General features: G+C 63.8%; 12 protein-coding genes and 2 pseudogenes. 11 read left to right on the top strand and 3 right to left on the bottom strand.

Going from position 1 to position 13,533, the window contains the following annotated elements:
- The 3 genes from BLS52_RS02170 to BLS52_RS02160 all read left to right on the top strand — a co-directional run bounded on the left by BLS52_RS02170 (position 1) and on the right by BLS52_RS02160 (position 3,419).
- Positions 1-1,068 (top strand): alpha-ketoacid dehydrogenase subunit beta, encoded by a 1,068-nt coding sequence (locus BLS52_RS02170; protein WP_090584314.1) that lies wholly within the window; start codon positions 1-3, stop codon positions 1,066-1,068.
- Entirely contained in the window at positions 1,065-2,528 is a 1,464-nt protein-coding gene (locus tag BLS52_RS02165) for a dihydrolipoamide acetyltransferase family protein (protein WP_090584313.1), read from the top strand. Before BLS52_RS02170 ends, BLS52_RS02165 begins: the two co-directional genes overlap by 4 nt.
- Before the next feature lie 393 nt (positions 2,529-2,921).
- Positions 2,922-3,419: an ankyrin repeat domain-containing protein gene (locus BLS52_RS02160; protein WP_217636715.1), complete on the top strand. Its 498-nt coding sequence runs from the start codon at positions 2,922-2,924 to the stop codon at positions 3,417-3,419.
- 71 nt (positions 3,420-3,490) lie between these two features.
- Here BLS52_RS02160 and BLS52_RS02155 read toward each other — a convergent pair whose 3' ends face one another.
- Positions 3,491-4,024, bottom strand: a complete 534-nt coding sequence (locus tag BLS52_RS02155; protein ID WP_281241671.1) for a phosphoribosyltransferase family protein — start codon at positions 4,022-4,024, stop codon at positions 3,491-3,493.
- Between the two features lie 235 nt (positions 4,025-4,259).
- Between BLS52_RS02155 and BLS52_RS02150 the strand changes: the two genes are divergently transcribed.
- Positions 4,260-4,481, top strand: a complete 222-nt coding sequence (locus tag BLS52_RS02150) for a hypothetical protein (protein ID WP_090584312.1) — start codon at positions 4,260-4,262, stop codon at positions 4,479-4,481.
- 79 nt (positions 4,482-4,560) lie between these two features.
- On the opposite strand, the gene BLS52_RS02145 is transcribed toward BLS52_RS02150, so the two are convergent.
- Complete coding sequence (locus BLS52_RS02145; RefSeq protein ID WP_090584311.1) at positions 4,561-5,403, bottom strand: hypothetical protein; 843 nt, start codon at positions 5,401-5,403, stop codon at positions 4,561-4,563.
- A gap of 216 nt (positions 5,404-5,619) precedes the next feature.
- Here BLS52_RS02145 and BLS52_RS02140 point away from each other — a divergent pair, with 216 nt between their 5' ends.
- The 7 genes and pseudogenes from BLS52_RS02140 (at position 5,620) to BLS52_RS02110 (ending at position 12,815) form a co-directional block, all read left to right on the top strand.
- On the top strand, positions 5,620-5,973 hold the full coding sequence (locus BLS52_RS02140; RefSeq protein WP_090584310.1) for a hypothetical protein: 354 nt from the start codon (positions 5,620-5,622) through the stop codon (positions 5,971-5,973).
- A gap of 261 nt (positions 5,974-6,234) precedes the next feature.
- Positions 6,235-7,262: pseudogene (locus BLS52_RS02135) on the top strand (AAA family ATPase).
- 383 nt (positions 7,263-7,645) lie between these two features.
- A complete protein-coding gene (locus tag BLS52_RS02130; RefSeq protein ID WP_090584309.1) occupies positions 7,646-9,787 on the top strand; it encodes a VCBS repeat-containing protein in 2,142 nt (713 codons plus the stop codon).
- A 509-nt stretch (positions 9,788-10,296) separates the two neighbouring features.
- Entirely contained in the window at positions 10,297-10,479 is a 183-nt protein-coding gene (locus tag BLS52_RS19110; protein WP_090584308.1) for a DUF4238 domain-containing protein, read from the top strand.
- 95 nt (positions 10,480-10,574) lie between these two features.
- Positions 10,575-11,117: pseudogene (locus BLS52_RS18760) on the top strand (DUF4238 domain-containing protein); the annotation flags it as partial.
- A 121-nt stretch (positions 11,118-11,238) separates the two neighbouring features.
- Positions 11,239-11,640 carry a type II toxin-antitoxin system VapC family toxin gene (locus BLS52_RS02115; protein WP_090584306.1) on the top strand — a complete coding sequence of 134 codons (402 nt, stop codon included), beginning with the start codon at positions 11,239-11,241 and terminating at the stop codon, positions 11,638-11,640.
- 305 nt (positions 11,641-11,945) lie between these two features.
- Positions 11,946-12,815, top strand: coding sequence for an MBL fold metallo-hydrolase (locus tag BLS52_RS02110; RefSeq protein WP_090584305.1), 870 nt, complete (start codon positions 11,946-11,948; stop codon positions 12,813-12,815).
- Here the strand turns inward: BLS52_RS02110 and BLS52_RS18425 are convergent.
- Positions 12,750-13,409, bottom strand: coding sequence for a dTMP kinase (locus BLS52_RS18425; protein ID WP_175460060.1), 660 nt, complete (start codon positions 13,407-13,409; stop codon positions 12,750-12,752). The two genes, BLS52_RS02110 and BLS52_RS18425, sit on opposite strands and share 66 nt — an antisense overlap.
- Positions 13,410-13,533: the final 124 nt, after the last annotated feature.

Genomic DNA, 13,533 nt, shown 5'->3' with positions numbered 1-13,533 from the left:
ATGACTGAGACAGCAGTCCGGTCGGACGCCGCCGAAACGGCCGCACCCCCGGCAGGGCCCCAGCCGCTGACCTTCGCCAAGGCGCTGAACACCGCGCTGGCCGATGCAATGGAGGCCGATCCCTCGGTCATCATGTTCGGTGAGGACGTAGGCCCGCTCGGCGGAGTTTTCCGGATCACCGACGGGCTCACCGCCCGCTTCGGCGAGGAACGCTGCTTCGACACGCCCCTGGCGGAGTCCGGCATCATGGGCATGGCGGTGGGCATGGCAATGAACGGCATGCGCCCCGTCGTCGAAATGCAGTTCGACGCCTTCGCGTACCCGGCGTTCGAGCAGGTGGTCAGCCACGTCGCGAAGATGCCCAACCGGACCAGGGGCAGGGTCAAGCTGCCGCTGGTCATCCGGATCCCGTATGCGGGCGGCATCGGGGGAGTGGAGCACCACTGCGATTCCTCGGAGTCGTACTACGCGCACACGCCCGGCCTCACCGTGCTCGCGCCGGCAACCGTGCGCGATGCCTACCTGATGCTCCGCGCAGCCATCCGCTTCCCCGATCCCGTGGTGTTCCTCGAGCCGAAGAAGCTCTACTGGTCCAAGGAGACCCTCGACCTGGCGGAACTGCGGAAGGAAGCCGACGACGACGCCGCCACCGGTTCAGCGGTGGGCCTCGCCGTCGTTGCCCGCTCCGGAACTGATGCCACCCTCATTGCCTACGGTCCCTCCGTGCCCACCGCGCTCGCCGCGGCTGAAGCTGCCGCCTCCGAGGGGCGCAGCCTCGAGGTCATTGACGTGCGTTCCATCGTTCCGTTCGACGACGAGACGGTCAGCGCCAGCGTGCGGAAGACCGGCCGCGCCGTGGTCATCGCGGAAGCGCCCGGCTTCGCCTCCGTCGCGTCCGAGATTGTTGCCCGCGTCCAGGAGCGCTGCTTCCATTCGCTGGCCGCTCCCGTGCGGCGCGTGACGGGGTTTGATATTCCCTACCCCTCACCGAAGCTGGAGCACTATTTCCTGCCCAGCGTTGACCGGATCCTGGACACCGTCGACGAACTTCAGTGGGAGGACGCATGAGCGCCGTGACAACGAGCCCCTCCGTGAAGGTGTTCCTGCTTCCGGACCTCGGTGAGGGGCTGACCGAGGCCGAGCTGGTGAACTGGCTTGTTGCCGAGGGCGACACCGTTACCGTGGACCAGCCCGTTGCCGAGGTGGAGACTGCGAAGTCGATGGTGGTGGTTCCCTCGCCCTTTGCCGGCGTCGTGACCCAGCTGCACGGCGAGGCCGGAACCACCATCAACGTCGGTGCGCCGCTGATCTCAGTGACGCCGCCCGGCGCTGCGGCAGCTGAACCGTCATCTCCGGATGCTGCAGCCGACCCGGAAGCCGAGGCCTACCGGGACGAGGAGCGTGCCGGAGTCACCGTCCCCACCGACGAGCAGTTAGCCGCAGCTCCGGCGGCCGGGGAGCCCGAAGCGGAATCCGGCACCGGCTCAGGCAACGTCCTGATCGGCTACGGCACGCCGGGAACCGGAACGGGCGGACGGACCAGGCAGCGCCGAGGCGGGGCCGCGACCGCTGCCGGCACACCGGACCAGCCCAAGCCCGACGACGGCCGACGGGCAGTATTCTGCATCTCACCGCTGGTGCGCAAGCTGGCCCGGGACGCCGGGCTCGATCTCCACTCGCTTGAAGGTAGCGGCGCTGACGGCATGATCTTGCGCCGCGACGTCGAGCGTGCCCTCGGAACGTCGGCAGAGGCGCCGGCGCCGACGGATTCCGGAGAGACCGCTACCGAGACCCGCGCCGAAGCCGACCGTCGCAGCGGCCTGCAGATCACCGGGCGCGTCCCCGTGCGGGGCGTACGCAAGGCAGTGGCCGAGGCAATGACCCGCAGCCGCCGAGAAATCCCCGAAGCCACCGTCTGGGTGGACGTGGATGCGACGGCTCTGGTGGAGCTGCGGGCCGATCTGAAACGCCGGCAGCCGGACACCACTCCGGGACTGCTGGCCTTCGTGGCCCGGTTTGCGCTCGCCGGGCTGGCCCGGTACCCGGAACTGAACACTCGCATCGTCGAGCGGGAAGACAGTAGCCAGGAGATCCTCACGTTCGACGGCGTGAACCTGGGCATCGCCGCCCAGACCGACCGCGGTCTTCTGGTGCCGGCAGTGCAGCGGGCTGACCGGATGAGTGCCCGGGAACTGGATGCGGAGATCCGGCGCCTCGCCGCACTCGCACGCGAGGGCAAGGCGACTCCGGCGGACCTTACCTCCGGCACGTTCACGCTGAACAACTACGGGGTCTTCGGAGTGGACGGAAGCGCTGCGATCATCAACCACCCGGAGGCGGCGATTCTGGGACTGGGCCGGATCATCGACCGGCCGTGGGTGGTCAACGGCGAACTCGCGGTGCGCAAGGTGACGGAGCTGACGCTGACCTTCGACCACCGCGTGTGCGACGGCGGCGTGGCGGGCGGGTTCCTGCGCTATGTCGCTGATGCGGTCGAGAATCCGGGCGGTGTCCTGGCTGATCTTTAGCGGCGCGCGGGTCCACTGTCCAAGTGCTCGGTGGCGGCGGGTCATCCAATTGCGGATGGCCCGCCGCGCCCATCAGCGTGCCCTTTCTGGCACGAGTATGCTGGCAGGCATGGGAATGGTCCCAATGAAGTTCTTTTGTGCCACCTCGGTGGTCCCGGGGCAGGCGTCCCGGTGAGGGTGCTCGTACAGGGTGGTCTCCTTGCCGTACTGCTGCTGATAACGGGGTGCAGTGACAACGGCGAGGTGACCGGTCCGACGCAACAGACGCCTTCAGGGTCCGCGAGCCCGTCAAGCACACCGAGCCCGTCGCCGCGAGCCGTGGAGTCCGCTCCGGAAGTCTCGCCGAGCAGCCCATCGCCTACTCCCAACCCGCTCACGCCGGAAGAACTGACCGTGCTGAATCAGAATCTGATCAACGCTGCCTGGGAGAACAACGTCGCCGAAGCCAGCCGGCTCATCGAGGCCGGTGCCGACGTCAACTACGAGGACGAAACCCAACAGAGCGCTTTTCTCATCGCAGCGAGTGAGGGCTACCTCGAGCTGCTGGAGATGACTTTGAGCAACGGTGCGGACGTCCACGCTCTCGACAGTTTCAACGGCACCGCCCTGATCCGCGCCGCGGAGCGCGGCCATGCGGACGTGGTGCGTAGGCTGCTGGAGACCGAGGTGGATGTCAACCACGTCAACAACCCGGGGTGGACGGCATTGAACGAGGCGATCATCTTTGGCGATGGCTCGCCCCGGTACGTGGAGACCGTGCAGCTGCTCATCGAAGGCGGCGCCGACGTGAGACTCCCCTCCCAGGGAGATGGTCTGACGCCCTTGCAGCAGGCCGCGTCCCTGGGCTTCCAAGAGATCGCTACTATTCTTCGAAATGCAACGGAACAGTAGAGCCCGAGGGCAATGTGATCCGGTTGTGGGAGCCCGCTGGCACGGGCGGGAAGTGGTGGGAGCCCGCTGGATTAGAGCTCCCGAACGTTGAGTATCGATCTGAGCTGGAGCTTCCGCCGCAAAGGGGTTCTCTCAACCCCATCGACGACGACCGCAGCGCCGATCCAGGCAGCACCACTCATCTCGACGAGCGAATGGCACGCTTCTGCCTGAGCACCGGTGGCAATCCAATCGTCCACGAAGAGGACCCTGTCCCCAGCCTTCAACAATGAGCGGCGCAGCCCGAGTCGCAAGCTTCGGTTGAGGTAGTCAGGTCCGGTCGACGTCTCCCACCAGGCATCGCTGTCGGCCGCTCGCCCAGGGTCTTTCCGTACTTCCGCGAAGCCGATACCTAGATGCTGCGCCGTGAGGACGCCGAGTAAGGTTCCATGAGACTCGGTACCCATGACGACGGTCGGTGTCGAGTCCGGGAAGAGCGCACCTAGGCTTGGACCGAGCGACAAGAGCGTGTCTGGACTCCGCCACCACCCGGTGACATCAGCTCTGAAGTCCGGATCGGTCCGGTCTCCTCGCCATCGAAAAGACTGACGAAGACGATCCCGCATGTCAGATTCCTTCCGCATGCATTCATCCTCGCAACACGGCAGGAACTAGCCACGCAAGACCGCGAGGCCGTGTCGCTCAACAGTGTGTAGGAGAGCATCATTCATCGGATCCTACCTATGAGCCGACTTTCTCCCGCCATACAACGGCGTCCGCTGGCCGACGGGTCCCGACTGAGTCATTCGGGAAATGGTTCGGCCCGGAACGCTCCATGGCAGGATGCTCCTAGGGGGAACAATGAGGATAATCATCACTGCGGCTGTCATCTCCGCGGTCTTTATCGGCTTCACGGTCTGGGCTCTATCGAGGATCACCTTCCTCGAAGGTGCCGCCATCGTCGCACTGTCACTGTTGATCTCTCTGGCCCTTGGCCAGCTCAGGGAAAAAGATGTGAAGCTGACGGCGGACGATACCGGGCAGCGCCATCACGGTGGACGTGGTGGGGGTGGACTGGTCTGAAAACTCTCGGCCTGACGAGGCGTCTACATGCGCAATATGAGGCCGAGCCGCTGTTTCGGCGACCCCACGAAGGCCCTGATCAGCCCGGGAGGGGTGCCGTCGTTCCGTCCGGATCGTCGAGCACGTAGGTAATTTCCGAGGGCTCGGGCCATTCGTCGATGAGATCGTCGAAATGATCGGCATCCTCCGGGTTCGCAGGCTCCACGCCGAGGTAGTCGAGCTTGCCGTCCGATATCTGCAGGAACAGGCGAAGGGGTGTCCCGTCCGGGCCCGAGAACTGTCCGCGGACGGGGAACACCTGTTCGTGCGGCACAGCGCGCGGCAATTCGTCGGGCACCCTGAAGTGAACCACCGAGGTAAACCCGCCATCCCAGTAGACCTCCCGGGCCGCGTGCAACTGTGCATGCAGCGCATCGGCCCCTAACCAGTCAGTTGCCCCCAGGAGGCCTTCCACCAGGGAGCAGACGGCGGCTCCAGGTGAACGGAGCCGCTCCCGCTGGTCGATCGCCATGGGCTCGAAAAGCTGCGTACGGCTGGCAGCCCGGTCGCCCAGGTGCCCGGCGAACGTGAGCGCCGCTGCGCCCACCGCCATCCACACGCGAGGATACCTGGATCCTGCCTGCCGCAACTTCTGTTCCAGGTGGGCATCGAACGTGTCCCCCGCGTCCGCGAAGCGCAGGGCTGCACCTGTTGCTGCAAGCCCGGTGGCAACCTTCAACGGCATCATCCGCCTGTTCCTGCCACCTACGATGACGGCCGCGTAGACGCCCGTCAGCACTGCTGAGGCGGCGTGCACGGTACGGCGCTGCGTGTTGTTCAACTTGGACGGGTCAATCAGCGGGAGTACGCCCGCCACAGCAGTGGACAGGGCGCCGAAGACCGGAGATGCGGGGTCCGACCATGACGCATTCGTTCGATTCATTGATCGATCCTCCTTGAGAGGGCGGTCCTAGTCCAGTATGCATTCTTAGTCATGCCGAGACCATTGGATACCGTTGGGAGGGTTCATTTATCTGCACCACGAGCCTCCTCCATCGATCCGTGTGGTGCATAACGAGCGATGCCGCCACCCACTCGTCGGTTCCCTCACCACCCCCTTTCGAGTTGCCTGACCATGAGATTGGGAGAGAATGACCCGATGAGCGACTACAAAATTGTAGATACCCAGTTTGAACGCGCGCAGTACGGTGTCAGTCTGACCCAGATCATTCACGCGCCGATCAAGCAGCCGTCAGGGGAAGTCAAAACCTTCATCCTGAGCGCGCATATTTCTCGTGGAAAATCCGATAAGCATGGTTGGTCCACGGGCACTGTTTCAGCGCTGGATTCTGACGCCGAGAACTGGGGCGGCATCGTGAGTGTTGGCAATGAGGATGTTGTTCGCCAGGTTCCATCGCCGAAGGAGCGAAGCGCCGATCATAGGGCTGCTCTTGAAGCCGTGGCTGCAGGATTGTTTGAACGAGCTATCCGAGTCCTCACGGTCGTTGACTGATTCTCAGAAGCGATCCCTCGCCGTGCGGCCGGAACACGGTGAAGGATAGGCCGAAGCAAGCTCCCTCCATCGGGGCGAACGAGGAATCCTAAGGGCAGTCGTGGCGGCGAGGAGCTCCGAGATGCCAGTAGCGGCCTCGACGTCACTGGCCGCATTCTCCAACAGGGACGGCCTCTGCCGCGCGAGAACTACGACCATGAGGGTTGATTCTGGTGGAAGCAAACCCCGCTCCGGTAGGGAATCGAGTACTACAGTGGATACATGGCGGTCAGCCGCAATCCGCTCGACGACCTGCGCGAAACTATCGGCCATCTGACCGATCAGCTCAAGCTGCCCGGTTCGGAGCGCGTCGACGACCTGGTCGGTGATCTTCTCGGTTCGAGGCCCGGACCGACCCGGCCCCTGTCCGAGGTGCAGGCCGAGCTCGACGCACTGGTCGGACTGGAGACAGTGAAGGAACAGGTGCGGGCCCTCGTCGCTCTGCTCCAGGTTCAGGCCCGCCGTAAGGCGCACGGCCTGCCCGAGGTGGCCACATCACAGCATCTGGTCTTCCTCGGAAACCCGGGCACGGGCAAGACCACAGTTGCGCGACTCCTGGCCGAGATGTACCGCGCGGTAGGTCTGCTGCAGAAGGGGCACCTGATCGAGGTGGACCGTTCGGGCCTGGTGGGGCAGTACGTCGGCGCGACCGCTCTCAAGACGGATCGGGTGATTCGGCGTGCGCTGGACGGAGTCCTGTTCATCGATGAGGCCTACTCGCTGGCACCGGAGGACGGCCGAATGGACTTCGGCCCCGAGGCGATCGAGGTCTTGCTCAAGCGGATGGAGGACCACCGCCACCGCCTGGTCGTGATTGTGGCCGGGTACCCGCGGTTGATGGAGTCCTTCTTGCTCTCGAACCCCGGGCTGCGCTCCCGGTTCGCCCGCGAAATCACATTCCCCGACTACTCAGTCGACGCACTTCAAACGATCTTCCACCAAATGCTGGCCCAGCACGAGTACATGCTGGAGCCGGGTGCGGACCAGATGCTGCGCCGTATCCTCACTGGGGTCCACACGGGCGAAGACTCCGGCAATGCGCGGTTCGCGCGCACGCTGTTCGAACAGACGCTCAACCGCCAGGCACTGCGATTGTCGCTCGACGAGAAAAAAGTCTCGACGCGCTCGATCGTGAGGCCGTAATGACGCTCACCGCGGACGACATCGTCGAGGCTGCGCGGGCCCTTGGCGAGGAGGCGGAACCGGAACCAGTACCGGAGCAGTCACGCTGGTGGCGCTGGCTGGCCTGACCGGATTCGCGGCGACTGTTAGGCCAATCAAGCACACCTAGCAAGATCCTGGTTGACCCACCAGCTTCTACAGCCCAGATGATGCAAACAAAAGGTCGCGGTTCCCTTGGTTGGCGAGCCCATTCAAGGACTTCCCAGATACAAGCCTCGGTTATCCGAGGCTGGATGACGCCAGCCTAGCGCCGAAATTATCCGGCTGCCGGAGCCCGCCTCCGAAATCATGCTGCTCCCGTGTAGGAGTACGGGATGCGACCGGCATAGAAAATGTTTTGGGAATGACCCTCTGTTGGGTTCACAAGGAATGCACAAGGAGCGCGACGCACCCTTTGTGCTACCGAAGCGGATAGTAAGCAAGGTTTCGGTCTCACAAAGGGAGCTCTGAAATGTCCAGTTTTCACTATGCGGGTGGTCCCCCGAAGGGACGCCGCATTCATCAACCCAAGAAAGTCACGGCCTCCGTTCTTGCAAGCGTCATGCTGGTCGCGGCGCTTGCACCCCTGGCAGCCTCGCCCGGCCGGGCCGCCACCGCTGGTACAGGTCCTATCAGCACACTGCATGGCTATCCGGAATGGTACGACGATGGCACTATCAAGCTCGCGCTGTGCTACGAGGCTGGCCGTGGTTGCCTGTCCGAGCCGCCGAACCCGGAGCTTCCGGCCTCTTATCCGGATAACTTCCCGGACGAGTCATTCTGGTTCCAGGCTGCAGCAACAGTCGGCGCTATTGGGTCGTACGAGGCGGCCCTTGAGGCCGCCCACGCAAACGAAGCGGTGATTCCCGGTGACCAGATCGGATTCGGTCGGCTTCGGTTCCGCTTTGACGGACTCCAGGCAAACGCTGATTACACCATTACCCACCCGTACGGAACCCATGTTCTTAGGGCGGACGCCGCGGGCATCATCAATACGACAATCGATAATGGCTGTCTCGAGACTCCCTGCGATTGGAACAGAGTGGGAGCAGCATTCCTCGGCGACTTCGCCGTGGGCAGCACCGCGACGTTCCTGCGGCAGACCACTGCACCGGCAGGCACCATCGGCGACATCAACACGGCGCGGACCGTTACCGGTGCGCCCTCCGGCAACAACTCTGTCACCGTGGTTGGCCCCGGAGTCAACGTGACCACCAACCTCTTCACGGTGCAGGGCCTGATCGCTAATGTTGTCGACGGAGCCCCGTCGACCCCGAACCTCGACAACCTCAGCGACACCGGCCGCTCCAGCGCCGACAACATCACCAACGACACCACGCCAACCTTCTCGGGCACGGCCACAGCGGGGGCGACTGTTGAGCTTGTGATCAACGATGCTCCGACGGGTGTTACCGCTGTAGCCTCGGCAGCCGGCGCCTATACCCTGACTCCCACGACGCCGCTGACTGGCGGTGCGTACCGGATTCAGGCCCGCATCGTGACCGACGCGACCACCGGTGCAGCGGCTACTTCCGGGACTTTACAGATGACGGTGGACACAACCGCTCCGCTTGCCCCGACGTTCCAGAGCACGCCGTCGAACCCGACTGCAAGCAATACGCCGTCCTTCACATTCAGCGGTGAGGCCTCAGCCACGTTCGAGTGCCAGTTACTGCCGACGAACTCAGTCTGGCGTGCATGCACCTCGCCTCATGCCTATGATGCCCAGGTGAACGGTACTTACACGTTCAACGTCCGAGCCACCGACACCGCAGGTAACCTGAGCACAAACGGTTCGCACACCTGGCAGATCGGCACCGCGACGACGCCTCCTCCTCCGGCTACGATCGCACGGCAGAAGGACATGAACGGCGACGGGCGACCGGACCTCGTGGCACGCGACGGTGCTGGGACCTTGTGGATGTACCCATCCACGTCAACCGGTGGTTTCGGCACCCGGATTCAGATGGGTACCGGCTGGGGCATCATGAACACCATCCTGCAACCCGGCGACCTGAACAATGACGGACGCTCCGATGTCCTGGCCCGCGACACGTCCGGGCGGCTCTGGCTCTACGCCGGAACCGGCACCGGCAGGATCAATGCAGGCGTACAGATCGCCACGGGAACCAACTGGAACGCCTTCAACTCCTTCATCACCCCGGGTGACTTCAACGGCGACCGCCGGGCTGACCTTCTAGTCCGCGACGCCTCCGGTGCACTCTTCCTCTACCCAGGAAACGGGGCGAGTGGCTTCGGTACCCGCACCCAACCGGGCAGCGGCTGGGGAGGATTCACCTCCCTGGTCAGCACGGGCGACTTCAATGGTGACGGCCGCTCGGACGTTATCGCTCGAAACTCCACCGGAACGCTGAGCCTCTACCGCGGCTCCGGGACTGGCACCTTCGCCGGCTCGGCGCAGATAGGTACCGGCTGGAACGGCTTCCACCTGATCGGCCCGGGTGCCTGGGGTACCGCTGACACCCGCGCCGACATTGTCGCCAGGGACAGCGCAGGAGCCCTCTGGCTCTACCGCGGCAGCGGCACCGGAACGTTCTCCGGAACCCGCACTCAGATCGGTAGCGGCTGGGGCGGATTCACCATCGCCCAATAGAACACGCCAACCGATTGAAGCGCCGATGGCCCCTTTCACTCCGGTGGGAGCGGGCCATCGGCGTGCACGGCCAGCTCTCTGAGTGAACCTACCGGCGAACAGGAACGTTACCGACCCACCCGTTCTCGCCGTCATAGCAGAGCACTAACCGACAATTGGCGGTTTGTGCCCAATGACGGCAGGTCCCCGCACCGATGGGGCCCGGCCAGCTGATCCAAGGTCCTCATACGTGTGTCGGCACCGGTGTGTACTGCACCATCATCGGACGACCTCGACTTTCGCCGCGGCACTACGCCGCCGTCAACCGGACAACGCACCTCGCCGTTGCAGCTTTATAGCTGCACTCCAGCGTCCTTCCTCAACTCCCGCCGCAACAGCTCCAAGGACGCTTCCCGGCACGGATCCATCACCGCTCCCGTTGTCCGGCGGATATTACTTCAGGGCGATTGAGGGTCGCACCGGTGGGTCGGCAAGCGCGGCCCGTCGGTAGAGCCTGCAACTATCTAATTATGGGAAATGGGAACACGTCGAAGCTTCATCACTACGTGCCGCAGGGGTACCTACGTGGATTTGCGACCGTCAAGGAACCCATCACGGCTGTCCCGCTCGATCGAATTCGCTCGGCGTTCACCACATCGGTCAGAAACGTTGCGGCGCGGACGCACTTCCATACGATCCCAGGTGCAGAGTAGCCGGACGGCTTCGAGAAGATTTTGAGTGGCGTTGAAGGGGACGTCATCGGGATCATCAGACGCATGGAAGGCGGCGAGAGTTACCTCTCTCTGAGGAGGATCGCGGCAGGGTGTCTTTCTACCTGGCGCTGCAAGCGGTGCGCGGACCTGACACGCGCAAGACGATCGAGCGGCTGCAAGCGAAGATGGTTCGGGTTGAGGTGGGCGCCGGTGGCCGGAGGAACGGCAAGAGATGGATCAAGGAGAACCAAGGTTTCGACGCGACTGCGGACCAAGAACAGCGCATCTGGGCTGAGGCCACTCAGCCCGGCGGCCCGTCGATCACAATCTCCGTCGCAGCCCACATCTCGCACATGGTCGACACGGCAGAGCATCTCGCGACGCGACCTTGGTCCCTTGTTCGGTTCGAGAGGCGTTCGCTCATCACATGTGACTCGCCGGTCAGCCTAATCAGAAATCCGAAAGATGACGACTTCTATTCGGACGTTGGGTTCGCAACTGCCTGGGGAATCTCCGTTCCACTCACGCGCGAGCTCGGCCTGCTCATGAGTGACCCAATGGTCATCATCGAGCGCCTCGATCTCGCCGATCCGATGATTCAAGAGATCAGAACACGAACAAATGAGTGGCAGCTCTGACCGCGTCGAGTCCGGAACCACGGCTATGGAGCGCCTCTTCAATGAGCACACGGCTGAGAGTGCTCGCGAGTACATCTACTGATCCCAAGACAGCTAATCCGGCTCAACTAAGGTTGGTTCCATGACGCGATATGCGATCGACGCTCCAACGCTCCTGCATCTCGTCGCAGACAACTTCGGAGCCGATGTAAAGCACCAACTCGTGGCACCTAACCTGATCCGTTCCCAGTCGCTCTCGCTTTTATTCGAAGCCGTCCAACAGGGGCGAATTTCGGAGGACGAAGCTCTTCAACGGCATGAGCGGGTGACGGAAATGAAAATGCGATTGCTAGGCGACAGAGTATCCCGCCGTACGGCTTGGAGGATCGCCCGCGAGCAGCGCTGGGGATCAACCTATGACGCCGAATATCTGGCTGTCGCGAAACTGCAGGCCGACGCCCTCGTCACCATCGACGCGGAATTGCTGGTCAAGGCGCAGGGAATCGTGCCCTTTGCCCCACTCGAGGCACTTTTTAGTGACTGAGTCCAGACACAGTGACTTCGCAGATCACGAGAACAACACTCCGCCAAAGGCCGCGTAAGCCGAACGTCCAGCGCACGTCTCCGATTTGCGATCCCGCGGGAAGCACCGCGTGAAGGTCGGTGTGCATAAAGGCCGCACGCTACCCAATGCGACGAGGGCGGGATCAGCGCACGGGCGATTGGAGTGTGCTGCTATCTCGGCGGCACTCGATCTGAGCGGCTCATCCCGCCATTGATCCCGGGACCCAACCACTCGCACCGCTGCCCTGCCGATAGGCTAAGAGCCAGCCGCAAAGAGAGGAACACATGCCTGAGCCAAGCGTCGATCAGCAGTCCCACCCCTGGCAGCAGCTGGGGGACCGCGTGTGGAAACTTCAGAGCGATCCCTTCGGTGTGAACACCGGACTGGTGGTCGGATCGGAACGCGCGCTGGTGATTGACACCGGCGCCGGGCCGGTGCAGGCCGCGCAGATCCTCGACGCGGTGCGGCAGCTGACCGACCTGCCTCTCTCCGTAGTGAACACCCACTCGCATTTCGATCATGTCTTCGGCAACGCGTATTTCGCTGCCCACGGCGTTGAGGATTTCTGGGCAACCGGACGCTGCGCCGCCGTCGTCAGCGAAAGCGGGGACGCCCAGCGGGCCCAGGTGGCCGGGATGGAGCCGGCCATGGCAGCCGGCGACGGTGAGCATACGGCCCTCCATCCCGCGAACAGGCACGTTTCCGGATCACCGGTGGACCTGGATCTCGGCGGTATTTCAGTCACGCTGTTCCATCTGGGCCATGGCCACACGGACAACGACCTCCTGGTCGGCGCCGGCAACGTGCTGTTCACCGGAGACCTGGTGGAGGAAGGCGCAGACCCGGGCTTCGAGGACTCCTTCCCAACGGAATGGATCCGGACGCTCGGCAAGATCTCCGCCCTGGACGACCTCTACGACGTCTACGTCCCCGGGCATGGCGCCGCGGTGGATGTCGATTTTGTGGACACCCAGCTGAACAAGATGCGCAGCGCCGTCCGGGTCACCAAGACCGCCATGGACGAGGCCTCGGTGGACATGACCAAGGCGATTCCCATCCTGCCCTACGGCCCCGAGCAGTCCCGTGCACTACTGACACGCCTGCGCACCCTCGCCCACTGGAAGTGGCTGGAGCGCCAGCCCGGCAGGAGCTGACCGGGACTGAACGCCAGGCCGGAGCCTCGCCTCAATCAGCGCGAGGAGACCGGCTGCGGTATCCGCTTCCGTCCCCTCCGCATCGACGACGGCATACTCCCCGAACCCGGAGAGCTGCCGGTAGGCGGCGTCCAGCGCAGTAAGGAATTCCAGGCTTTCGGTGTCGGTGTTCCGTGCAGCGATGCGGCCCTGCGCGGTCTCTGGATCGACGCTCACATACACCACAAGATCGGGCTGAGGCAGCACACGCAGCAGCCACGGCAGCACAACCCCCGCCGGAAGCCCGCGCACGTGACGCAGCGCCAGCTGGCACTGCAGGTGGCGGTCGAAGAGGACCACGCCGCGTCGTCGTCGTGCCTGCAGTGTTGAACGCAGCACGGCCAGCACACGGAGGGTGCTCTCCAGCGCGTCCAGGCGGTGGGGACCAAGCAGCGCTTCGGCCGTGGGTGCGTGACGGGCAGCCCAGTGGTCGAGCGTGCGCCGCCCGCCCGGATTGCGGTACAGTGCGCCCTCGATGCCCTGCTGCTGCAGCGCCCGGATCACCGAACGGGCGGACGTGGTTTTGCCTGCGCCGTCGATTCCTAGGAGCACCACGTGAAGATCCTGTGGATTCCTTGGAACGGCGGTCATGTGAGCCTCTCGCGGGTGTACTCTTTCGGCATAATCTTCCACGGTAATCCTCGCAGGGATGGCTGGGTGAAGACTGGTAGCCGGCAGT

The sequence above is a fragment of the Arthrobacter subterraneus genome, from assembly GCF_900099735.1.
Lineage (GTDB): Bacteria > Actinomycetota > Actinomycetes > Actinomycetales > Micrococcaceae > Arthrobacter_D > Arthrobacter_D subterraneus.
The sequence above is the reverse complement of the archived record's forward strand: the minus strand, read 5'-3'. Positions and strand labels throughout refer to the sequence as shown.

Excerpts from the sequence above, each read along its gene's own strand:
- BLS52_RS02170 (WP_090584314.1), top strand. The coding sequence starts at position 1 with ATGACTGAGACAGCAGTCCGGTCGGACGCCGCCGAAACGGCCGCACCC.
- BLS52_RS02165 (WP_090584313.1), top strand. The coding sequence starts at position 1,065 with ATGAGCGCCGTGACAACGAGCCCCTCCGTGAAGGTGTTCCTGCTTCCG.
- BLS52_RS02155 (WP_281241671.1), bottom strand. The coding sequence starts at position 4,024 with ATGCGGGATCGTCTTCGTCAGTCTTTTCGATGGCGAGGAGACCGGACC.
- BLS52_RS02150 (WP_090584312.1), top strand. The coding sequence starts at position 4,260 with ATGAGGATAATCATCACTGCGGCTGTCATCTCCGCGGTCTTTATCGGC.
- BLS52_RS02145 (WP_090584311.1), bottom strand. The coding sequence starts at position 5,403 with ATGAATCGAACGAATGCGTCATGGTCGGACCCCGCATCTCCGGTCTTC.
- BLS52_RS02140 (WP_090584310.1), top strand. The coding sequence starts at position 5,620 with ATGAGCGACTACAAAATTGTAGATACCCAGTTTGAACGCGCGCAGTAC.
- BLS52_RS02130 (WP_090584309.1), top strand. The coding sequence starts at position 7,646 with ATGTCCAGTTTTCACTATGCGGGTGGTCCCCCGAAGGGACGCCGCATT.
- BLS52_RS19110 (WP_090584308.1), top strand. The coding sequence starts at position 10,297 with ATGGGAAATGGGAACACGTCGAAGCTTCATCACTACGTGCCGCAGGGG.
- BLS52_RS02115 (WP_090584306.1), top strand. The coding sequence starts at position 11,239 with ATGACGCGATATGCGATCGACGCTCCAACGCTCCTGCATCTCGTCGCA.
- BLS52_RS02110 (WP_090584305.1), top strand. The coding sequence starts at position 11,946 with ATGCCTGAGCCAAGCGTCGATCAGCAGTCCCACCCCTGGCAGCAGCTG.